The organism is Rhodococcus sp. 05-339-2, from assembly GCF_002258965.1.
In the GTDB taxonomy this organism is placed as follows: Bacteria; Actinomycetota; Actinomycetes; order Mycobacteriales; family Mycobacteriaceae; genus Rhodococcoides.
Map to the genome: position 1 here is coordinate 590,629 of NZ_NOYW01000016.1, position 18,507 is coordinate 609,135.

The 18,507-nt window shown below is 63.7% G+C and carries 26 protein-coding genes; 10 read left to right on the forward strand and 16 right to left on the reverse strand.

What is annotated here, in order from left to right; genetic code table 11:
- Positions 1 to 4: 4 nt before the first annotated feature.
- The 7 genes from CH273_RS16455 to CH273_RS16485 form a co-directional block, all read right to left on the reverse strand.
- Complete coding sequence (locus tag CH273_RS16455) at positions 5 to 289, reverse strand: DUF1490 family protein (RefSeq protein ID WP_032396920.1); 285 nt, start codon at positions 287 to 289, stop codon at positions 5 to 7.
- Between the two features lie 90 nt (positions 290 to 379).
- Positions 380 to 1,135 (reverse strand): class I SAM-dependent methyltransferase, encoded by a 756-nt coding sequence (locus CH273_RS16460; protein ID WP_032396919.1) that lies wholly within the window; start codon positions 1,133 to 1,135, stop codon positions 380 to 382.
- A gap of 23 nt (positions 1,136 to 1,158) precedes the next feature.
- The gene (locus CH273_RS16465) at positions 1,159 to 1,632 is read right to left on the reverse strand and encodes a GNAT family N-acetyltransferase (protein WP_032396918.1); all 474 of its coding nucleotides are present in this window, start codon (positions 1,630 to 1,632) and stop codon (positions 1,159 to 1,161) included.
- A gap of 14 nt (positions 1,633 to 1,646) precedes the next feature.
- Entirely contained in the window at positions 1,647 to 1,982 is a 336-nt protein-coding gene (locus CH273_RS16470) for a hypothetical protein (RefSeq protein WP_143546246.1), read from the reverse strand.
- A gap of 40 nt (positions 1,983 to 2,022) precedes the next feature.
- Positions 2,023 to 2,532 (reverse strand): putative immunity protein, encoded by a 510-nt coding sequence (locus CH273_RS16475; protein WP_218829578.1) that lies wholly within the window; start codon positions 2,530 to 2,532, stop codon positions 2,023 to 2,025.
- 1 nt (position 2,533) lies between these two features.
- Positions 2,534 to 2,854 (reverse strand): hypothetical protein, encoded by a 321-nt coding sequence (locus CH273_RS16480; protein ID WP_143546247.1) that lies wholly within the window; start codon positions 2,852 to 2,854, stop codon positions 2,534 to 2,536.
- 4 nt (positions 2,855 to 2,858) lie between these two features.
- Complete coding sequence (locus tag CH273_RS16485) at positions 2,859 to 3,248, reverse strand: VOC family protein (protein WP_032396914.1); 390 nt, start codon at positions 3,246 to 3,248, stop codon at positions 2,859 to 2,861.
- A 149-nt stretch (positions 3,249 to 3,397) separates the two neighbouring features.
- Here CH273_RS16485 and CH273_RS16490 point away from each other — a divergent pair, with 149 nt between their 5' ends.
- Both CH273_RS16490 and CH273_RS16495 read left to right on the forward strand, forming a co-directional pair.
- Positions 3,398 to 4,078 carry a thiamine pyrophosphate-dependent enzyme gene (locus tag CH273_RS16490; RefSeq protein ID WP_032396913.1) on the forward strand — a complete coding sequence of 227 codons (681 nt, stop codon included), beginning with the start codon at positions 3,398 to 3,400 and terminating at the stop codon, positions 4,076 to 4,078.
- Positions 4,078 to 4,977, forward strand: a complete 900-nt coding sequence (locus tag CH273_RS16495) for a transketolase family protein (RefSeq protein WP_032396912.1) — start codon at positions 4,078 to 4,080, stop codon at positions 4,975 to 4,977. Before CH273_RS16490 ends, CH273_RS16495 begins: the two co-directional genes overlap by 1 nt.
- Here CH273_RS16495 and CH273_RS16500 read toward each other — a convergent pair whose 3' ends face one another.
- From CH273_RS16500 to CH273_RS16515, 4 genes are all read right to left on the reverse strand, one after another.
- Positions 4,978 to 5,439 carry a DUF6194 family protein gene (locus tag CH273_RS16500; protein WP_032396911.1) on the reverse strand — a complete coding sequence of 154 codons (462 nt, stop codon included), beginning with the start codon at positions 5,437 to 5,439 and terminating at the stop codon, positions 4,978 to 4,980.
- Positions 5,440 to 5,523: 84 nt separating this feature from the next.
- Entirely contained in the window at positions 5,524 to 6,147 is a 624-nt protein-coding gene (locus CH273_RS16505; RefSeq protein WP_052049942.1) for a luciferase domain-containing protein, read from the reverse strand.
- Positions 6,148 to 6,187: 40 nt separating this feature from the next.
- Complete coding sequence (locus CH273_RS16510) at positions 6,188 to 6,766, reverse strand: hypothetical protein (RefSeq protein ID WP_032396910.1); 579 nt, start codon at positions 6,764 to 6,766, stop codon at positions 6,188 to 6,190.
- 148 nt (positions 6,767 to 6,914) lie between these two features.
- Positions 6,915 to 8,309 (reverse strand): aminotransferase-like domain-containing protein, encoded by a 1,395-nt coding sequence (locus CH273_RS16515; RefSeq protein WP_032396909.1) that lies wholly within the window; start codon positions 8,307 to 8,309, stop codon positions 6,915 to 6,917.
- Between CH273_RS16515 and CH273_RS16520 the strand changes: the two genes are divergently transcribed.
- The 6 genes from CH273_RS16520 to CH273_RS16545 all read left to right on the forward strand — a co-directional run bounded on the left by CH273_RS16520 (position 8,308) and on the right by CH273_RS16545 (position 14,195).
- Positions 8,308 to 9,249, forward strand: coding sequence for a DMT family transporter (locus CH273_RS16520; RefSeq protein WP_082322593.1), 942 nt, complete (start codon positions 8,308 to 8,310; stop codon positions 9,247 to 9,249). The genes CH273_RS16515 and CH273_RS16520 overlap by 2 nt on opposite strands.
- Entirely contained in the window at positions 9,246 to 10,466 is a 1,221-nt protein-coding gene (locus tag CH273_RS16525) for a pyridoxal phosphate-dependent aminotransferase (RefSeq protein ID WP_032396908.1), read from the forward strand. The genes CH273_RS16520 and CH273_RS16525 overlap by 4 nt, the downstream gene beginning before the upstream one ends.
- 174 nt (positions 10,467 to 10,640) lie before the next feature.
- Positions 10,641 to 11,285 (forward strand): ABC transporter permease, encoded by a 645-nt coding sequence (locus CH273_RS16530; RefSeq protein ID WP_032396907.1) that lies wholly within the window; start codon positions 10,641 to 10,643, stop codon positions 11,283 to 11,285.
- Entirely contained in the window at positions 11,282 to 12,490 is a 1,209-nt protein-coding gene (locus CH273_RS16535) for an ABC transporter ATP-binding protein (RefSeq protein WP_032396906.1), read from the forward strand. The genes CH273_RS16530 and CH273_RS16535 overlap by 4 nt, the downstream gene beginning before the upstream one ends.
- Positions 12,487 to 13,224 carry an ABC transporter permease gene (locus CH273_RS16540; protein WP_179273677.1) on the forward strand — a complete coding sequence of 246 codons (738 nt, stop codon included), beginning with the start codon at positions 12,487 to 12,489 and terminating at the stop codon, positions 13,222 to 13,224. Before CH273_RS16535 ends, CH273_RS16540 begins: the two co-directional genes overlap by 4 nt.
- Positions 13,221 to 14,195, forward strand: a complete 975-nt coding sequence (locus CH273_RS16545) for a glycine betaine ABC transporter substrate-binding protein (RefSeq protein ID WP_032396905.1) — start codon at positions 13,221 to 13,223, stop codon at positions 14,193 to 14,195. Before CH273_RS16540 ends, CH273_RS16545 begins: the two co-directional genes overlap by 4 nt.
- Before the next feature lie 2 nt (positions 14,196 to 14,197).
- On the opposite strand, the gene CH273_RS16550 is transcribed toward CH273_RS16545, so the two are convergent.
- Positions 14,198 to 14,395, reverse strand: a complete 198-nt coding sequence (locus tag CH273_RS16550; RefSeq protein WP_032396904.1) for a helix-turn-helix transcriptional regulator — start codon at positions 14,393 to 14,395, stop codon at positions 14,198 to 14,200.
- Positions 14,392 to 14,799 carry a hypothetical protein gene (locus CH273_RS16555; protein WP_032396903.1) on the reverse strand — a complete coding sequence of 136 codons (408 nt, stop codon included), beginning with the start codon at positions 14,797 to 14,799 and terminating at the stop codon, positions 14,392 to 14,394. The genes CH273_RS16550 and CH273_RS16555 overlap by 4 nt, the downstream gene beginning before the upstream one ends.
- Positions 14,800 to 14,973: 174 nt before the next feature.
- On the opposite strand from CH273_RS16555, the gene CH273_RS16560 reads away from it, so the two are divergent.
- Positions 14,974 to 16,137, forward strand: a complete 1,164-nt coding sequence (locus tag CH273_RS16560) for an NADH:flavin oxidoreductase/NADH oxidase (RefSeq protein WP_032396902.1) — start codon at positions 14,974 to 14,976, stop codon at positions 16,135 to 16,137.
- Between the two features lie 110 nt (positions 16,138 to 16,247).
- Entirely contained in the window at positions 16,248 to 17,189 is a 942-nt protein-coding gene (locus CH273_RS16565; RefSeq protein ID WP_032396901.1) for a DUF808 domain-containing protein, read from the forward strand.
- Positions 17,190 to 17,254: 65 nt separating this feature from the next.
- On the opposite strand, the gene CH273_RS16570 is transcribed toward CH273_RS16565, so the two are convergent.
- The 3 genes from CH273_RS16570 to CH273_RS16580 are packed head-to-tail and all read right to left on the reverse strand — an operon-like array spanning position 17,255 to position 18,483.
- Positions 17,255 to 17,467, reverse strand: coding sequence for a hypothetical protein (locus CH273_RS16570; RefSeq protein ID WP_032396900.1), 213 nt, complete (start codon positions 17,465 to 17,467; stop codon positions 17,255 to 17,257).
- 8 nt (positions 17,468 to 17,475) lie between these two features.
- Positions 17,476 to 18,063, reverse strand: coding sequence for a winged helix-turn-helix domain-containing protein (locus CH273_RS16575; protein WP_032396899.1), 588 nt, complete (start codon positions 18,061 to 18,063; stop codon positions 17,476 to 17,478).
- 48 nt (positions 18,064 to 18,111) lie between these two features.
- Positions 18,112 to 18,483 carry a VOC family protein gene (locus tag CH273_RS16580; RefSeq protein ID WP_032396898.1) on the reverse strand — a complete coding sequence of 124 codons (372 nt, stop codon included), beginning with the start codon at positions 18,481 to 18,483 and terminating at the stop codon, positions 18,112 to 18,114.
- Positions 18,484 to 18,507: the final 24 nt, after the last annotated feature.

An 18,507-nucleotide genomic window follows, 5' to 3' on the forward strand; every position in this document is an offset into this window, starting at 1 on the left:
GTGATCAGTGCGAGTGACCGTGGCCGACTTCGGTGGCCGAGGGTGGCGGCACTTCTTCCCCGAGCCGGTCGCGCGCTTCTGCAACAACATCGGACACGGCCAGACGTGCTGACTCGGCGTGGATTTCGGCCTTTCGCGCGGCGCGGAGACCGAGCTCGGTTGCCGATACCGCGACCTTGCGGACGGGAGCCTTGTCGTACAGCTTCTTGGCACCGTTGTACGCGGCGACGCCGACTGCGCCTGTTACGACCGTCGATACTGCTTTCGCGACGATGATCGGAAACGCCATGTTGTAGCTCCTCGAAGTCGAACCTGCACCCACTTATTGGGAATCATATTCGTTTTGCTCGGATGTGGCGACTCCCGGGGTTGGGGCGTCTCACCGGCTCGGCTTCGTAGTGCGGAAAGCCCTTGTGACATAGGGCAGTTCGATCGTCCTCGATCCCTCGAGACCCAATTCGTCGAACAGTGCAGTGAGATCCCGATCGATGCGGTTGCGCTCGTCGGGGGTCGCGGTGATGTAGAAGCTGCGCGACCGAACCAGATCGGTCAACTGGGACCGGCTCACCGTGCGCGACCACGCCCACCGCTCCTCGTCGAGCCGGCGGAACGGTTCTGCGATCGGCGGTGGACCGTCGTCGAACATGGTCAGCGCTCCACCGCGCGAGACCACCGAGTTCAGTCGCCGAACCCACGAGTGCGACTCGTCGCGAATGTTCCAGATGAGTCCCAGGGTGCCACCTGGGCGCAGAACCCGGCCGATCTCGCGTGACGCGGCCACCGGTTCGACCCAGTGCCAGGCCTGTCCGAGCAGGACGGCATCGACACTCTCGTTCTCCAGCGGCAGGGACTCGGCGGTGCCGACGTGGGCCGGAACTCCTGGCACTGCGTCGCGCAGGGCGTCGAGCATGGCGGGATCAGGATCGACCGCGACGGCATCGCACCCGGCGGCGGCGATGATGCGGGTGAGCTTGCCGGTCCCGGCACCGACGTCGGCGACGAGAGGCCGCCCGCTCGACTCGAGTACGGGTTTCAGCAGCCATTCGACCGCGGCCGACGGATAGTCGGGGCGAGCAGATTCGTACACGTCGGCGACGGTCCCGAACGACGTAGAGCTGTTATCTCGGCTAACCATATGGCCAGGCTACATCTCCTGCGTCAGTTCAGCTCGAGTTCGTAGTACAGAGCTTTGGGTCCCTCGCCACGGCCTTCGTGGCAGTCGAAGCCACGTTTCTCGTACACGTGTCGCGCCGCCTCGTCGTCCTCGGAAGTGTTGAGGTCCATGTAGGTGGCACCCCTCCCGCGTGCGTGCTCGATGACGTCGTCGAGAAAGGTTGTCCCGTAGCCCTTCCCGCGTAGGCCAGGCCGGACGTAGAACTCGGCGAGATAGGCCTCGATATCTGCGCTCAGAGTGCCGGCCCGAAATCGCAGAATCGCCACACCGATGGCGGGAGACCCGAATGTCAGCACGCTGGTATCGCCGGATTTCACCAGGGTATCGAGATGAGCTGCAAGCCAATCCGACTCGGGCACCGGGTAGTCGTACTCGCGATTGAAGTCGATCAACAGAATTGCGGCCTCGGTCAGTCCGGCGGGATCCTGGACAGCACGTGTACCGCTGACTGACGACATCGCCTTCTCCTCGGTCAGTGATCCGGTCGAACGAGATTCTTGGCGTCACGCAGACCGAGACCGGGATGCATCTCTCGTAACGCTTTGATGGCGTGGACAGTTCTGCCGGATTCTGCGACCACCGCCTCGACATCCCCGGCGGGTACGGCTTCGGGTCCGATCTTGTCCGGAGACGTCCAGGTTCGGCTCTCTCCGTACCAGATGAACAGAGCGGCCACAGCCAGCACAGCCAGCTTCGACCAGTTCCAGGCAGAAGGATCGGACACGATGTCGCTGATTGTCGAGAATACGAGGAAGGCCAGCAACGCGGCAATTGCATAACGCTTCCATGGGCGTTCATGTGCCTTCATCTTTCCCATGCTGTCACCGCACTCCAATCGAGGCAACGGCTCAACGGCGCAATTCGGTATCGAGTCGGGCCATGAGCACGCCGAACCTCGTGCGCCCGGCGATCGGTGGCGGAAACCGACGCAAAACCGCTCGCACAGTCGCATCGGACTGCGCGTCGATCCATTCGATGTGCTCCGCAGCAGCTTCGGGGTCGGCGAGCACTAGATGCACGGCAGAACCGAGAATGTGTTTGACCTGATGGGGGCTGTACAGCGGATGGAGAAAGGCAGCACCGGCGGCGTGCATGGCAGCTAGTGCGGCGTCGGTCGCCGAAGATTCCGTCACCTCGCGGGCCGCTTTGTGCGCGTCCCAGGCGAGCCTGCGTAACTCCGCCGTCCGGTGGCCGGTCTCGGCGAATGCCTCGGCACCCTCGATCGCCGAGTGTGGACGCGCATCGTCGGGGTGGGCCATGTCGTAGATCGGTAATGCCCGTCGGGCGCAGGTAGCCGCGAAGGCCGTCACGTGTCGAATGTCGTCGGTGCTCAGCTCCACTTCGGCAGGCCCAGCCACCTCATGCCTCTCGAGTTCGCCTGCGCGTGAGCACGAATCCGAACTTGCCGAGAACGAATCCGGACAGTGCACCGAGAGCTGCGGTAAACACAGGCACTACGTACAGCCACAGCATGGACAGGCCTCGAGTTCTTCGGTCGAACGAATCGTTCATGTCATCGACGAATTCGTCGTCCATCGTGACACCGTTCAGGGCTTGATAGCCACCGGAATACACGACGCCATTCGCGTTGGTGGTCATTTCGCCCATCAGGTACCAGCCCAACGGCACCGATCCGACGATGAATCCGAACAGGAGCAGAACGATGACGAGATTGCGCACCATCTCAGGCTATTGCCTCCGGTCGCCCGTCGTACACCTCCGTGGTGATGCAGAAGGGGTGCCCGGCGGGGTCGAGCAGAACTCGCCATCGGGGGTCCGGCTGCTCTGCTGCCTCCTTGGCCCCGCATTCGACTGCGTAGGCCACGGAATCGGTCAGGTCGGCTCCAGCGTCCAGATCGAAGTGCACGATGGATGTCGACGGCCATTGGGGCGGAATGTAGTTCGTGACTTTCTGCGCAACGATGTTCAGGCCGGATTGTGTGCGGATCCCAACGCTCTCGGAGTTCTCCCACAACAACTCGCCGCCGAGAAGCGCGAGATAGAAGCGCGCTAGTTCCGCCGGATCGGCGCAGTCGATGGACGTCCCCGCTATAGCGAGGGGGTTTCGCGGCATATCTGGAGACTACGGTCGGTGGTGCCGTCAGTGTCCACAATTTGGCTCGAGAAGCGGAAATCGCCGTCCCGCCCGGGAATGTCGGACACTCACATCACCTCCCCCGCAGGGCTTGACCTCGAGTGCGCTCGAGGTTGCAGGGTGGGGTCATGCAGATGACATTCGACGAGTTGCCTCGGCTCATGACTCTGATGACGGGCGACGAAAAGCACAGCACCAGCGCCACTTCGACACTCGATGTGTTGTGGGTGTTGTACTCCGACATTCTGAGCCTGGACCCAGCCGATCCTGACGATCCGGACCGTGATCGGTTCTACCTGTCCAAGGGTCACGGGCCGATGGCGTACTACGCCGTGCTTGCGGCACGGGGATTCTTGACGCCGCACGAGCTCGCGTCGTTCGGCAGCTACGACTCTCCGCTGGGAAATCACCCGGATCGCACGCTGGCACGCGGGGTCGATATCGGATCGGGATCGCTCGGTCATGGCTTGGCACTGGCCGCCGGAACTGCTGTTGCGCTGCGGATTCAGAACAGTATCGCCCGAGTTTTCGTACTGATCGGCGACGCCGAGCTCGACGAGGGCAGCAATATGGAAGCCGTTCAATTCGCTGCGCGATCGAATCTGGGCAATCTGACCGCGGTGGTGATCGACAACGACTCTGCCGGCCTGGGATGGCCCGGCGGTATCGCGTCGCGGTTCGCGGTCGAGGGGTGGTCCACTTCCGACGTCGACGGCCGAGATCACACCGCTCTCAGGCGCGCGTTTCGCCTCCATCATCCACAGGGGCCGCACGTGGTGGTCGCTCACGTCGAAAAGAAGGAGAGCTGATGAAAGCAACGCTGGACCAACGCGAGTACTTCTACGGCCTGCTGCCCGATCTGTTGGCGCAGAACGAGCGAACAGCGTTGGTGCTGGCAGAGATCGGAGTTGGATATCTCGAACCGCACCTCACCGCCGGTATTCGATCGCGGGTGATCAACGTCGGCATTCGAGAGCAGGCCATGATCGGTGTCGCCGGTGGTCTGGCCCTGGCCGGAATGCGTCCGATCGTGCACACCTTCCCGCCGTTCCTGATCGAGCGGCCCTTCGAGCAGGTGAAACTCGATCTGGGCCATCAGAGCGTCGGCGCAATCCTGGTGAGCTCGGGTGGATCCTATGGGTGGCCGCAGGGCGGCGAGACACACTTCGGTCAGCGAGATGTCGCACTCCTCGACACCCTGGACGGGTGGACGGTCCATGTTCCCGGGCATGTCGACGAGGTCGAGTGGATGCTGCAGAGCGCGGCGGCAACCGATGATCGCGTCTACATCAGGCTCGACGGGGTGTGCAACGAACGTCCATACGGCCGGCCCGATGGAATGTTCACCATTGTGCAACAGGGTAATTCGGGAACAGTGATCTCCGTCGGGCCGATGACGGACCGGGTTCTCGCCGCAGCCTCGGGTCGCGACCTGACGGTGCTGCATGCGTCGACGATCAGGCCGTTCGACAGCCGAACGCTGCGGGCGACGTTGACCGCGCCGGACGTCATGATCGTCGAGCCATATCTCGCGGGAACGTCAGTGCTGCAGGTGAACAGAGCCCTCGCCGATGCGCGTCATCGGGTGTCGGGAGTCGGGGTCGAAGGAGGAGAACGACGCAAATACGGCACGGTGGCCCAACATGATCGGGCCAACAGCCTGGATATCGAGGGGCTGTCCCGATCGATGGACGATTTCTTCGGCTGATCAGGCTTGGCGGCGTTCGTATCTGCTCTTGGCACCGTGATACGCGGCGTCGAGTAGTTCCCGGACACGCGTTTCGGTCTGCGAAGACGGGTTGACCACCGACAGCCAGCCTGCGGTGCCGTACTGAGGGTGGGCAGCGAGGACATCGTCTGTGTCGGCCCGGGGTGCGTGGGCCGCTTCGCGGGGCGGCACTCCCAGCATCCTGTGGAATTCTTGTTTTCCTGCAACGATGTTGACGCGGAACGCGTCGGGTCGGTCCAGTCGGGACAGCTCGTCGCCCGGGTAGTTCTTGGTCACGATCGTGGCGAACGGCTGAGTGTTCGTGGGGATGGACCCGTCGGGCGAGTAGTAGAAGAACGCATCGCCCCAGGCGAGTTCGGGAGTTCCGTCTCCCTCTCGAGGCCGCTGCGTCACGGTGCCTTCGAAGTTGCGGACCAGATTCACGATGTCGTCGAGTGTCATGTCCCGATCGTCACACGGTCGGCAGCATCGTTCACCCGATTTCGTACGCGGCCGGTCGAGCAACAGATCCGCATCGTCCTCGGCTCAGGTCGTTGCAGTCGCCGTCGCGCGCGAGATGATCTGCTCGATTCGGTCTGCGTCGTCGGCGTCTCTGGGTGCGTAGACGAAGACGTAGGTCTCGGGTAGTCCGAGAACCGGGCGTCCGGCCAAGGGGTGCAGTTCACCCCAACCCGCGGAGATCACGGTCTGCGCATCGTCCGGCTGCATCACCACGTGCAGCGAGCCCTCACTGTCGTGCACGTGCAGAACTTCACCCTTCGTTCGTGAGATCCAGGGCGCAGCGGCACCGATGTCCGTGACGTACAGCGCGTCGCCTCTGCGCTCGAATCGACTGCGCTCGAGGTGAAACGGCCCGCCGGATCGGGCTTCGGCGGCCACTGTTGCCGTGAGCCGCTCGATGAGCTCAGTGCTGCCACGGTGGGTGAGTTGCCGGTGCGGTATCGGGTAGGGCGCGATCGTCGGACGAGGTCCGGGTCGGTGATCGAGGTGCCAGTGCAGTCCTGGGCTCCCGGCACCGTCGACGGTCGTCGTGTCGCGTCGGGCGAGTGGTTTGAGGGCAGTGGTGATCAGCCAGCCACCGACGTTGGCGGGAAGGCCACCCGGCCCCAGGTCGATCCACGCGGCGTAGTCGTTCCTGACCTTCTGCACGGGATCAACATAGCTGGTGGGGCCGGGCGGGAACAGCCCGTCAGGCCGGGCAGCTCACGGTGTAGGTCCAGACTGTGCCGACCGGTCCGGTGACGCGGACCAGCACAGCGGACGCGGTGCCGGGCGGAACCGACACCACCACCGAGCCGACTCCGGTGCTGCCGCCGACATAGCCGGTGTTGTGGATCAGTGCGCCCTGGTAGAAGACCTCGATCTGATCGGGAACATCGACGGTGTCGTAGCTGAGCACGAACGAGGTCGGTCCGGTTCGGCCCAGCTCGTGCAGGGTCTCCGTCACGCCCTCCTCACCCGACATCGTGGAGGCATTGCACTGCTGCGTAGCGATGCCTCCGTTGGCCGAACCGGTGTCGATGCCGAGAATGCCTCCGGCGATGGCACTTCCGCTGCCGAGGATGCGGGCACCGTTGTCGATGATGTTGCCACCGTCGAGGATTGCGCTCCCGCTGTCGACGATCGCGCTGCCACTGTCGACTATGGGTCCGAGTTCGGGTTGGGCGACCGCTGCCGCTGGGACGGCCAGGGCACATGCCCCGGTTGCCAGGGCGACTGCCACCGAACGACGAACCAGGTTCCTGCGAATTCCACTCTTGCGCGACACATTTCCTCCACCGAAAGTATTGACGGGCTGTCCGTCTCAGCGATGGTGACACAGTGATCGCGCGTCGAGTATCCCTTGTTCGGATGATCGTGCAGGGCCGAAGATGCTGTGCCCCAAAGGTTGCTGTCATTCGATCGACTGAACGGTCTCAGATGATCGATCCGATCGTGCGCGCCGCGTCGGCGAACTCACCGGGGTTGGGGCCTGCATAGTTGAGCCGTAGGTACTTGCCGGTGGGTTCGGCGGGAAAGTAGTCGTCGCCCGCGCCGACGATGACACCCGCTGCCTTGCATTCCTGCACAATGCGTTCCAGGTCGGAGTCGTCGCGCAGGCGCATCCAGAGATTGAGCCCACCTCGGGGCACCGCGTCGAGGTGCCCACGCGGTGCGAACTCGATGAGGCTGTTCGCCAACAAGTCTCGACGCGATGCCAACTGAGTGCGCAACCTCCGCAGGTGAGTTCGCCAGGCGGGTTGCGTGACGACGTCCAAGGCGACGGCTTGCAGAATCCCGCTGACGTACATCGATTCGGCGCCGGTGTCGGCGAGGATGCGCTCGTGGGCGGGCCCACGGGCGATCAGGCCGGCCAGGCGAACCGAGGGCGAGACCGTCTTGGTGAGTGAGCGAAGGTAGACGACATGCCCGCCGTCGTCCCGTGCGGCCAGCGGATTCGGCTCGGAGGTGATACCGAAATCGTGGGCCGAGTCGTCCTCGATCAGGAATGCGCCGTGGCGTCGAACAGTGTCGAGGACCCGCTCGGACAACGTGGGCGACCACTGGGCCCCGGTGGGACTGGCGAAGGTGGGTTGCGCGTAGAACGCCCGAGCGCCGGTGTGCGCGAACGCTCGTGCGAGCGCGTCGGGGTCGGGCCCGTCGACGCCGCTGGGTATCGGTACCACACGGACGCCGGCCTGCGTGGCAGCAAGGATCGCACCCCAGTACGTCGGGGACTCCATGAGCAGCGGACGCCCGGCACCGACGAGTGCTCGAAACGCTGTGCTGAGTCCGGTCTGGCTGCCGGGAATGATGACGACGTCACTGGCCGACGGTGGCGTGACGCCCAACGGTGTCGACGCCCCCAACTCGGCCGCGAACCACGCCCGCAGTTCCGGCAGACCCGCGGTGGGGGGTCGGGCGATCACCGAGTCGGTCCGTGACGCACGTGTGAAGGCGGCGTGAACAAGCCTTTCCGGCAACAACTCCCGGGCCGGGTAGCCCGAATGCAACGCGATCACATCGCTCGACGTCGACTGCAGAGCCGCCGGAAGTTGTAGTCGATTGTCCGGCGCTCCCAGCGCCGCCGTCTGCCACCCGTAGTCGTTGGGGCGGGCCGTGCGCACCGTCCTGACGAATGTGCCGACGCCAGGCCGGCTCTCGATGACGCCTTGCGCGATGAGCGTGCGCAGGGCCTTCTGCACCGTGACCGGGCTGGCTGAATGCTCGGCGACCAGGGCGCGGGTGGACGGCAGCCTGGCTTCGGGAGGCGCAGTCGCAATCCAGGTTCTCAGTGCGGAGACGATCCGGGAACTGCTATCGTCGGACATGACACAGCATAGTAGCGCTACTCGTTCTGGGACGGGCCTGCTATCGCGCGCCGGACTGCTCTGGGGCCTGGCGGGCGTTACGGCGTTCTCGTTCACGGTCCCGCTGACCCGCGTCGCGGTCACCGGAGGCCTGTCCCCGCTCTTCGTGGGCTGCGGACGTGCTGTGGTCGCAGCCGCGCTGGCCGCGATAGCGCTCGCCGCTACAGGACAACGGCTCCCGCAGGGACGGCAATGGATTCGGCTCGCAGTGATCGCGGGCGGTGTCGTCGTCGGCTTCCCGGTACTGACGTCGTACGCCCTCACCACCGCATCGGCGGGACACAGTGCCGTGGTCATCGCGTTGCTGCCTGCGGCCACCGCCGCTATTGCAGTTGTCCGCGAACGGCAACCGGTGCGGCCGATGTTCTGGGTGGTCGCAGGCGTGGGGGCCGCCGTCGCGGTCGGCTTCGCTGCCGTGCAAGGCGGACAGCTGACCGGATTGCAGTGGTCGGATCTGTTGCTGCTCGGAGCGGTCGTCGCCGCAGCGGTGGGATATGCCGAAGGCGGGCTGCTGTCGCGAGAACTCGGTGCGTGGCAGACGGTGTCGTGGGCGCTGGTGGTGTCCGTGCCGGTCACCGGAGCGTTGGCTGCGCTCGCGTGGTGGCAGCAACCGTCGACAGCGGGGGCAACCGAGTGGGCCGCCTTCGGCTACCTGGCGGTGGTGAGCATGTACCTCGGGTTCTTCGCCTGGTATCGGGGACTGGCGATCGGCCCGATGTCCAGCGTCAGCCAGGTCCAGTTGATCCAACCTGTGCTGACCATCTGCTGGGCCGCGGTCATCCTGCGCGAGGGCTTGACGTGGCCGGTGCTCGTGGGTGGAGCGGCGGTCATCGTGTGTGCAACAGTGGCGGTCCGGACCCGGATGTCGCCGACCGTTCGGCAGGAGGAGTTTTCGAAATGACGAGATCGATCGACCAGGCGCGCAAGCTCGAGAACGTGCGCTACGACATCCGTGGACGCATTCTGGACAAGACCGAGGAACTCGAGGAGCAAGGGCACGCCATCCTGCGACTCAACGTCGGCAATCCGGCCCCGTTCGGTTTCGAGGCACCGGACGAGATCATGATGGCGATGATCCGCAACCTTCCCACCGCACAGGGCTATTCGGATTCCCGGGGCCTGTTCTCCGCCCGCACGGCAGTGGTCCAGTACTACCAGACCAAAGGCCTGACCGATCTCGACGTCGGCGACATCTACCTCGGAAACGGGGTCTCGGAACTGATCACCATGACGATGCAGGCGCTGTGCAACCCGGAAGACGAAATCCTGATCCCGTCGCCCGACTACCCGCTGTGGACCGGCTCGGTGGCCCTGGCCGGTGGCGTACCCGTCCATTATCTGTCCGACGAAAACCAGGATTGGGCCCCTGACTTCGATGACCTCGAAGCCAAGATCACGCCCCGCACCCGCGCGATCGTGGTGATCAACCCGAACAATCCCACCGGAGCGGTGTACTCACGAGAGGTACTGCAGCGATTCGTCGACCTGGCGCGGGAGCACGATCTGGTTCTGCTCGCCGACGAGATCTACGAGAAGATCGTGTACGACGGGGCGGTGATGACCAACCTCGCCACCCTGACCGGGAAAGATGTTCTGTGCCTTACCTATTCGGGTCTGTCGAAGGCGTACCGGGTGTGCGGATTCAGGGCGGGATGGCTGGCGATCACCGGCCCGCGCCGACGCGCGGCGAGCTTCATCGAGGGCATCACACTGCTGTCCAACATGCGCATGTGCGCGAATGTGCCGGCGCAACATGCGATACAGACCGCGCTCGGCGGCAGGCAGTCGATCGAGGATCTGCTGCTCCCGGCGGGCAGGTTGACCGCGCAGCGTGACCTGGCGCATCGCATGCTCAACTCGATCGACGGAATCAGCTGCGTCCAGGCAGCGGGGGCGCTGTACATGTTCCCCAAACTCGACACCGAACGGTTCGGGATCGTCGACGACGAGAAGTTCGTGCTCGACCTGCTCGAGTCCGAGAAAATTCTGGTCAGTCACGGCCGTGCCTTCAATTGGGATGTGCCCGATCACTTCCGACTCGTCACGTTGCCCAACGTCGACGATCTCGCGACGGCACTCGACCGCCTGGGCAATTTCATGAGCTCCTACTCGCAGTGAGCCTTCTGCTCGAGATGATTTTAAGTTCGGCCGGACATTCGACGACGAAGTATTCGTGCATATAGATCCACATATTGCTCTCCTGCACCGCCTGCGGCGCTGACGTTTTTCCCCGGAAGGCCGGGGAAATGCGGGTTACGCTCGGCGTCCGATCTGCCGGGCGAGAGGGAATTCGTGGATCTATGGGGTTATCTGCAGGGGCGAGGTGAAACCCTTGCCTTCCTGACGTACCAACATGCATCACTGGCATTTCAGACGGTCTTGGTGGGCACCGTCGTCGCGGTGGCAGTGGCCATTGCGGTGCATCGGCTACCGCTCTTCTCGGCCTTGACGCTCACGACCAGCCGAGTGGCTCTGACGATCCCTTCTCTGGCCCTACTGGCGCTGCTCATCGTGCCTTTCGGATTGGGTGTGGTTCCGTCGTTCATCATGCTCGCGTTCTTCGCAGCGATGCCCGTCATCGGAAACGCCATCGTCGGACTGCGTGGGGTCCCCGACACCGTGATCGAATCGGCCAAGGGAATCGGACTGTCCCGCAGCAGGATTCTGGTGTCGGTCTCGCTACCGATGGCGTGGCCGGTCATCCTCACCGGCATACGCGTGTCGACGCAGATGGTTGTCGGTGTCGCCGCAATCGTTGCGTACGTGCTCGGTCCCGGGCTGGGCTCGCTGATCCTTAACGGGCTGTCGAGATTGGGTGGAACCAACTCCGTCGAGATGGCAGTGACCGGAACAGTTCTCATCGTCGCCATCGCATTGGTGTTCGATGCCCTGCTCGTCCTTCTCGGGCGCCTCACCATCTCGAAGGGATTGTCATGACGGACAACACGACCGGCGGACCGACGGTCACCGGTGCCTCCATTCGCCTCGACGGCGTGGTCAAGCAGTACAAAGGTCAGAACAAGCCGGCGGTGCAGAAGATCGACCTCGAGATCGAGGCCGGCCACATCGTGGCGTTCGTCGGCCCGTCCGGTTGCGGCAAGACGACGACGCTCAAGATGATCAATCGCCTGATCGAACCGACCGAGGGCCGAATCTTCATCGGGGACCGTGACGTGACGGGCGAGGATCCGGACAAGCTTCGGCAGTCCATCGGGTACGTCATTCAGTCCGGCGGACTCTTCCCGCATTGGACTGTCGCCAAGAACGTCGGAGCCATTCCCCGTGTACTGGGTTGGGACGCGAAGAAGATCGAACAGAGAACGGACTATCTGCTCGATCTTGTCGGGCTCGACGTCGCCGATTTCCGTGACCGTTTGCCCAAGGACATGTCGGGCGGCCAGCAACAACGAGTGGGCGTAGCTCGCGCGCTCGCCGCAGACCCGCCCGTTTTGTTGATGGACGAGCCCTTCGGTGCCGTGGATCCCATCACGCGAGTACGACTGCAGGACAGTCTGATCGCCATTCAGCACGAACTCGCGAAGACCATCGTCATCGTCACTCACGACTTCGAGGAGGCGACGAAGTTGGGTGACAAGGTGCTGATTCTGTCCGAGGGTGGTCACATCGAGCAGTACGCGACTCCGGAAGAGATTCTGGCGAAGCCGGCCAGCCCGTTCGTCGAGGAGTTCATCGGCTCCGGGGCAACGCTGGCGCATCTGACGCTGTCCAGGGTCAAAGACGTCGAACACGATTCGGTGGTCACGGCCAAGGTCGGCGACAGCTCGCAGGAGGTCATCGCGCGCGCCCGAGCGCAGGGGGCCACCTGGATCGTCGTCATCGACGAGCACGGCCGGCCCCGTGCCTGGCCGTCTCTGGACGAGGTGGCCACCAAGGATCGAATCACCGACTATGTCGACGCGCGGTTGCCCAGCGTCGCACCGTCGTCGACTCTCAACGACGCACTGGATTCGATGTTGGCGGCCAGTCAGGGTGGAGTCCTCGTCACCGACGGCCGAGGTGCTGTGACCGGCGCGTTGACGATTGCCACCGTCATGGCCGTGATCCGCGGTCAGCTCTCGGAGGCTCGATCCGGCGACGGACACGTGTCGTACTCGGCACATACCGAAGGCGCAGCAACATGAATCGACTGCGCAGTGCGCCGTTGGACGTGTGGTTCGAGCCGATCGTCATCGCGGTCCTCGGACTCGGCTACATCCTGTGGTATCGATCGACGACACTGACCACCACCGAACAGGCATCGCTCGGCTGGGACAACCTGAAGACGACGATCGTCGATCACATCGTTCTGACCTTGACGGCCACGGTGATCGTCGTCGTCATCGCAATACCGTTGGGAATCCTGCTCACTCGCGACCGAGCGAAGAACTTGCGGCCCGTGGCCGTCAACTTCGCCAACATCGGTCAGGCCGCGCCGGCCGTGGGTCTGATCGTGCTGCTGACGATGTGGCTCGGAACCGGGTTCCGCACCGCGGTGGTGGGTTTGGTCGTCTACGCGATTCTGCCGATTCTGCAGAACACGATCGTCGGAATTCAACAGGTCGATCAGCGGACGATCGAAGCGGCCCGCGGCATCGGGTTCTCCGGGGTCCGCACCCTGGTGCAGGTGGAACTTCCCTTGGCCGTGCCGGTGATCCTCAACGGTGTGCGCACGGCGCTGGTCATCCTCGTTGGAACCGCCACGCTGAGTACATTCATCGGGGCGTCGAGCCTCGGGACGCTCATCACGACGGGCACGACGCTCTTCCTGCCGAAGCTGCTCATCTCCGGTGCTGTTCTCGTCGCACTGCTCGCATTGATCATCGACTGGCTCGGCCGTGTGGTCGAATTGTTCGCGACCCCAAAGGGAGTGGCATGATTCGCCGTCTGCTCGTCGCCGCTGCAGCTGTGGTGCTTGCCGGGTCGGTGGCGAGCTGCGGCCTGGTCAGCTCGTCGGGAACGTTCGAGGCCACCACCCTTCCCGACGGCGCGAGGCCGCTCGACGGTGCATCTCTTGTGGTGACGAGCAAGAGCTTCACCGAGGGTGTACTTCTGGGAAAGATCACCGCCACATACCTTGCCGCTGCCGGTGCGAAGGTCACCGACCTGACCGGCGCACCGGGGTCGGCGTCGTCGAGGCAGGCACAGCTCAACGGTGACGCCGATATTCTCTGGGAGTACACCGGCACCGGCTGGGTCAATTATCACAGCCAGACCGAGACGATCAGCGATCCGCAGGAGCTGTGGGAGCGCGTTCGCGACATCGAGAAGAGTGAGTACGACCTCGATTGGCTACCGCCGGCCAACTTCAACGACACGTACGCCTTCGCGGCATCTGCCGCCACCGCTCAGCGGCTCGGCGTCACCACTCTGTCCGAAGTCGCGAAGCTCCCGGAAGCCGACCGAACGTTCTGCGTGGACGATGAATTCTTCTCTCGTTCCGACGGTTTCGGTCCGATGCTCGACACGTACGGGATCGGACTGAACGCGCCGGGCGGAGTACCGTCCAGCAACGTCACCCGCATGGACGCCGGTGTTGTCTACACGTCGACCGCAAACAGTTCGCCCTGCAATTTCGGCATGGTTTACACCACCGACGGCCGGATCAAGAATCTGAATCTGACGGTGCTGCAGGATGATCGTGCATTCTTCCTGCCCTACAGCGGTACCGCGGTAGTTCGCAACGCGGTGCTCGAGCAGCACCCCGAGATCGCCGATCTGCTGGCGGTGGTGTCCGAGCGGTTGACGGACGACCTGATGCAGGAACTGAACGGACGCGTGGACATCGAGGGTGAGGATCCCTCGGATGTCGCCTACGAGTGGCTGCAGAGCGAGGGGCTCGTGAACTGACCTCAGCTCTGATCCGGCTCGAACAGTTCCTCGATCGAGCAATCGAACGCCGCGGCGAGGCGAAAGGCGACAGGCAGGCTCGGGTCGAATCGCTCCTTCTCGATCGAGATGATCGTCAGTCGGGTGACGTCGATGCGCTCGGCCAGTTCGTGCTGAGACCAACCCTGCTCGGTGCGACGCCGTCGAACACTGTTCTTCACTCGGACAGTGCGCGATGTCGCGCGTAGGTGTACCGCGCGGTAAACGATGCGAACGCGGCGAGAAGCAGACCGATCAGCAAGAGGGTGGCCGGTGGTTCGGCTCGTGCGATCGAGACAACGGTCAGCGTCAGGCCCAGAGTGCACACCAGGTCGGTGGCCATCCCACTCGATGCGGCCGACGTCCAATGAGATTCGATGCTTTCGCCCGATGCATACGCCGGCTCGGTTGTCGTCGGGGCAACGAAGAGCACCCAGCCCAGCATGGCACCGAACGGAAGAGCGGTGAACCCGAACACCACCGCTGCGATCCCCGGTGCGACCGGTGAGACCAGCCAGGCCAGCAACGCCGTTGCCGAGGCGGCGGCCAGGCCGACTGCGCCGACCGACAGCCATCTGAGTGTCATGTGAGTGCTCCGATCGTAGGTATAGCTCGCTATACGTATAGGAAACCATACATCGGGCCCTCACACTCGGATGATCGGGACGGTGAGAAGACTGTCACCGACGTGCAGCATCGGTGTAGTCGATCGAAACGTGCCAGGTGGTGAGGTGGTATCACTCAGGAAAGGACCACTGTCATGCCGGATCTCTTCAGCCCGTTCACCCTCAAGAGTGTGACGCTTCGAAATCGAATCGCCATGTCGCCGATGACGATGTACCGCGCCGTCGACGGCAAGATGAACGACTTTCACCTGATGTATCTCGGTGCGCGTGCGGCAGGAGGTTTCGGGATGGTGTTCCCGGAACAGGTTGCGATCACGCCGGACGGTCGTACGACTCCTGGCTGTGCGGGGATCTACGACGACGACCAGATCGAGGGACACGCACGCGTGACGTCGATGATCAAGGAGATGGGATCGGTCCCGGCCATTCAGCTGGGGCACACCGGACGCAAGGGCAGCGAAGTCCCACCGTGGCAGGGCGGACATCAGCTTCCGGCCGACCATCCCGACGGCTGGGAATGTGTGGCGCCATCGGCGATTCCCTACGGCGGTGACCACTCGTTCCCCGTCCACGAACTCACCGTGCCCGAGATCAAGGCCATCCACCAGAGCTACGCCGATGCAGCTGTTCGGGCCGCCGAAGCCGGGTACGAATGGCTCGAAATGCACTATGCCCACGGTTATCTCGGTGCGAGCTTCTTCTCCCCGTTGGCCAACCAGCGCACCGATCAGTACGGCGGCAGCCTGGAGAACCGGGCGCGGTTCCACCTGGAGGCGCTCGACGCGGTGCGTGAGGTGTGGCCCGAGAAGTACCCCCTCACCATGCGATTGGGCTCGGACGATCACCACCCGGACGGTGTGCAGTTCGACGAATCCATGATCGCCATCGGATGGATGAAGGAGCATGGCCTGGACATGGCCGATGTCAGCCTCGGTTTCAACACCGACGACATGGTCGACCCTCCGTTCGGGGACATGGGCTTCATGGTCGAGCGCGCCGCCCGCGTCAAGCGTGAGCTGGATATCCCGGTGACCTGCAGCTGGAATCTGGGCGTACCGGAGAACGCCGACGCCGTCATCCGCGAAGGCAAGATCGATGTCGTGCTGCTCGGGCGTCCGGCACTGGCCAATCCGCACTGGCCGGTCTGGGCCGCGCGAGAGCTCGGCCACGGGGATCCGTTCTCGCTGGTCCCCGAGGACTGGAGCTGGTGGCTGAAGAACTTCCGGGGACACGACCCGAGCATCGGACTGCCGCCCGCGAAAGTTCTCGACGACGAGCAGGAGAGGAAGATCGCGTAGCAGAGGGAAAGGCCGGACGGCGATCACGGACCATCCGCGGGCGGTAGGGTTCCAAGGGCTCGCATCATGAGGAGCCATGTGGTGTTCTCGTATCGACGCGGAGGTTTGTGATGGCCGGCGGACTCGTAGCCCTGCTCGACGACGTGGCAGCGCTGGCTCGCCTGGCTGCAGCGTCCATCGACGACGTCGGAGCAGCTACCGGCAAAGCGACGGCCAAGGCGGCCGGGGTCGTGATCGACGACGCCGCCGTGACGCCTCAGTACGTTCGCGGTCTCGCGGCCGAACGTGAACTGCCCATCATCAAGCGCATTGCCGTGGGCTCGCTGCGCAACAAGTTGCTGATCATTCTGCCGATCGCCTTGCTGCTCAGCCAGTTCGTGCCGTGGTTGCTCACGCCCATACTGATGCTCGGCGGCTGCTACCTCAGCTACGAGGCGGCGCACAAGATATGGGGCGCACTCTTCGGCCACGGCGATGATCACGCGGCCGCCGAGGACGAGCCGCGTGACGAGGACGCCGTCGTCTCCGGAGCGGTGCGTACCGATCTCATTCTGTCGGCCGAGATCATGGTCATCGCGCTGGACACCATTGCTGCAGAAGGCTTCTGGAGTCGGCTGATCATCCTTGCCGTCGTCGCCGTGGTCATCACGATCGTCGTCTACGGCGTCGTCGCACTGATCGTGAAGATGGACGACATCGGACTGAAATTGGCCGACGGCTCCACAGGGTTCGTAGAGAAGTTCGGCCGAGGCCTGGTCAAGGGCATGCCCAAGGTCATGTCGGTGCTCTCGGTCGTCGGCACCGCAGCGATGCTGTGGGTCGGCGGGCACATCCTGCTCGTGGGTATCGACGAGCTCGGCTTCCATCCCATCTACGAACTCGTCCACCACGGTGAAGAAGCGGTGCGAGGAGTCGCCGGCATCGGCGGAGTGCTGGCGTGGATCGTCAACACACTCGCATCGGCGATCATCGGTGCCATCGTCGGTTGCATCATCGTGGTTGTGCAGCTGGGAATCTCGAAGGCGCTCGCCAAGCGAGCTGCTGCGAAGTAGTGGCTGTACCGGCGTTCGAGGCAGACCCCTGTGCCCAGGTGTGGCTGCACACAATCTTGCTCTGATCAGCGTCGAGCCAGTTCGAGTACCCGTCGCTCGGACGCGGATACATCGGCGAGGGATGCCGTCAACTCGTCCCATGCCCTCTGAACGCGGAGTTCGTCTCGGCGGAGGCGCTTCTGCGCAGCAGCGAGTCTGCGGCGCTCGGCCAGAAGCAGATTCCGATCGCGATCCTGATCGGCGATGAAGAGGTATGTGTGCGGATCGAACGGATACATGCCAACTCCTATGGTGTGGTGGGGAATCCGTGCATCAGCACCATGACGTGTTCGCGCTCCGCCGATGGTGATTGCTCGCCGTGTCGACGCCACTTGTCGATGACGGCGCGCATTTCCGTCCCCATGGTCTTCGTCTCGTCGGCGGTGAGTCGCAGGACGTCGTCGGAGCTGAACGCCGCCGCCACCCATTCCGGCCCCCAGGACTCCGAAGTTCGCCCGAAGTCGTGTAGACGCGACCACTGGTGAGCCAGCCAGGAATTCATGGATGCCTTGGCGACCGACAGCGATTCGGGTGAGTCCGAGAAGTCGTTCTCGGACCAGCTGAACCCTCCCTCGTTGGCCTCCGACCACCAGCGCTGACGTTTGTCGGATCCGTTCTCGACCTCCTTGACGAACCCGTGCTCGGCGAGTTTGCGCAGGTGATAGCTCACCGAGGCGGGTGACTCGTCCACCAGATCGCCGAGCTGGGTCGCCGTCATCGACTTGTTGGCGCGGAGTGCGTAGAGCAGGCGGAGCCGAATGGGATGCGTCAGCGCCTTCAGCTCGGACATGTCCGTCAGCTTCCGGGGCGTCCTGTCGGGCGGCGGTGGGGTCATGTGACAACCATAACCCGAAAGAAATATTTCGCAATAGTTCTTTCGGAATCAGCTGCTGTGCACGGTGACGGCATACCCGTCCGGGTCTTGCAGGACGAAGGTCTTACCGAAGGGTCCGTCGAAGGGTGCGGTCAGGATGGGCACGTCGGCCGCGACCAGTGACTCGTGCAGCGCCTCGGCGTCGTTGCACACGAGCCACAGCGCAACTCCGAGTCCCGGCTGACCACTGTCGAGATCTGTTCCGGAAGCTGGGTTTCGGACTGCGAACGGAATCGGTGACGTGGTGAAGACGACCGCGCCGGGTGGGGCCTGGGGTGCGCGGACGAGACCCAGACGCGATTCGTAGAAATCCGCGCTGACGGCGAGGTCGCGTACTTGGAGTGAGAGGAAGCTCGGTCCGGAAACGGCTGCGACGGTCATGATGGGTCCTTTCGGGTGGTCGTC

Bases quoted from the DNA above. Each gene is read 5' to 3' on its own strand.
- CH273_RS16455 (WP_032396920.1), bottom strand. From the start codon at position 289: ATGGCGTTTCCGATCATCGTCGCGAAAGCAGTATCGACGGTCGTAACA.
- CH273_RS16460 (WP_032396919.1), bottom strand. From the start codon at position 1,135: ATGGTTAGCCGAGATAACAGCTCTACGTCGTTCGGGACCGTCGCCGAC.
- CH273_RS16465 (WP_032396918.1), bottom strand. From the start codon at position 1,632: ATGTCGTCAGTCAGCGGTACACGTGCTGTCCAGGATCCCGCCGGACTG.
- CH273_RS16470 (WP_143546246.1), bottom strand. From the start codon at position 1,982: ATGAAGGCACATGAACGCCCATGGAAGCGTTATGCAATTGCCGCGTTG.
- CH273_RS16485 (WP_032396914.1), bottom strand. From the start codon at position 3,248: ATGCCGCGAAACCCCCTCGCTATAGCGGGGACGTCCATCGACTGCGCC.
- CH273_RS16490 (WP_032396913.1), top strand. From the start codon at position 3,398: ATGCAGATGACATTCGACGAGTTGCCTCGGCTCATGACTCTGATGACG.
- CH273_RS16495 (WP_032396912.1), top strand. From the start codon at position 4,078: ATGAAAGCAACGCTGGACCAACGCGAGTACTTCTACGGCCTGCTGCCC.
- CH273_RS16500 (WP_032396911.1), bottom strand. From the start codon at position 5,439: ATGACACTCGACGACATCGTGAATCTGGTCCGCAACTTCGAAGGCACC.
- CH273_RS16520 (WP_082322593.1), top strand. From the start codon at position 8,308: ATGACACAGCATAGTAGCGCTACTCGTTCTGGGACGGGCCTGCTATCG.
- CH273_RS16515 (WP_032396909.1), bottom strand. From the start codon at position 8,309: ATGTCCGACGATAGCAGTTCCCGGATCGTCTCCGCACTGAGAACCTGG.
- CH273_RS16525 (WP_032396908.1), top strand. From the start codon at position 9,246: ATGACGAGATCGATCGACCAGGCGCGCAAGCTCGAGAACGTGCGCTAC.
- CH273_RS16535 (WP_032396906.1), top strand. From the start codon at position 11,282: ATGACGGACAACACGACCGGCGGACCGACGGTCACCGGTGCCTCCATT.
- CH273_RS16540 (WP_179273677.1), top strand. From the start codon at position 12,487: ATGAATCGACTGCGCAGTGCGCCGTTGGACGTGTGGTTCGAGCCGATC.
- CH273_RS16545 (WP_032396905.1), top strand. From the start codon at position 13,221: ATGATTCGCCGTCTGCTCGTCGCCGCTGCAGCTGTGGTGCTTGCCGGG.
- CH273_RS16555 (WP_032396903.1), bottom strand. From the start codon at position 14,799: ATGACACTCAGATGGCTGTCGGTCGGCGCAGTCGGCCTGGCCGCCGCC.
- CH273_RS16560 (WP_032396902.1), top strand. From the start codon at position 14,974: ATGCCGGATCTCTTCAGCCCGTTCACCCTCAAGAGTGTGACGCTTCGA.
- CH273_RS16565 (WP_032396901.1), top strand. From the start codon at position 16,248: ATGGCCGGCGGACTCGTAGCCCTGCTCGACGACGTGGCAGCGCTGGCT.
- CH273_RS16570 (WP_032396900.1), bottom strand. From the start codon at position 17,467: ATGTATCCGTTCGATCCGCACACATACCTCTTCATCGCCGATCAGGAT.
- CH273_RS16575 (WP_032396899.1), bottom strand. From the start codon at position 18,063: ATGACCCCACCGCCGCCCGACAGGACGCCCCGGAAGCTGACGGACATG.
- CH273_RS16580 (WP_032396898.1), bottom strand. From the start codon at position 18,483: ATGACCGTCGCAGCCGTTTCCGGACCGAGCTTCCTCTCACTCCAAGTA.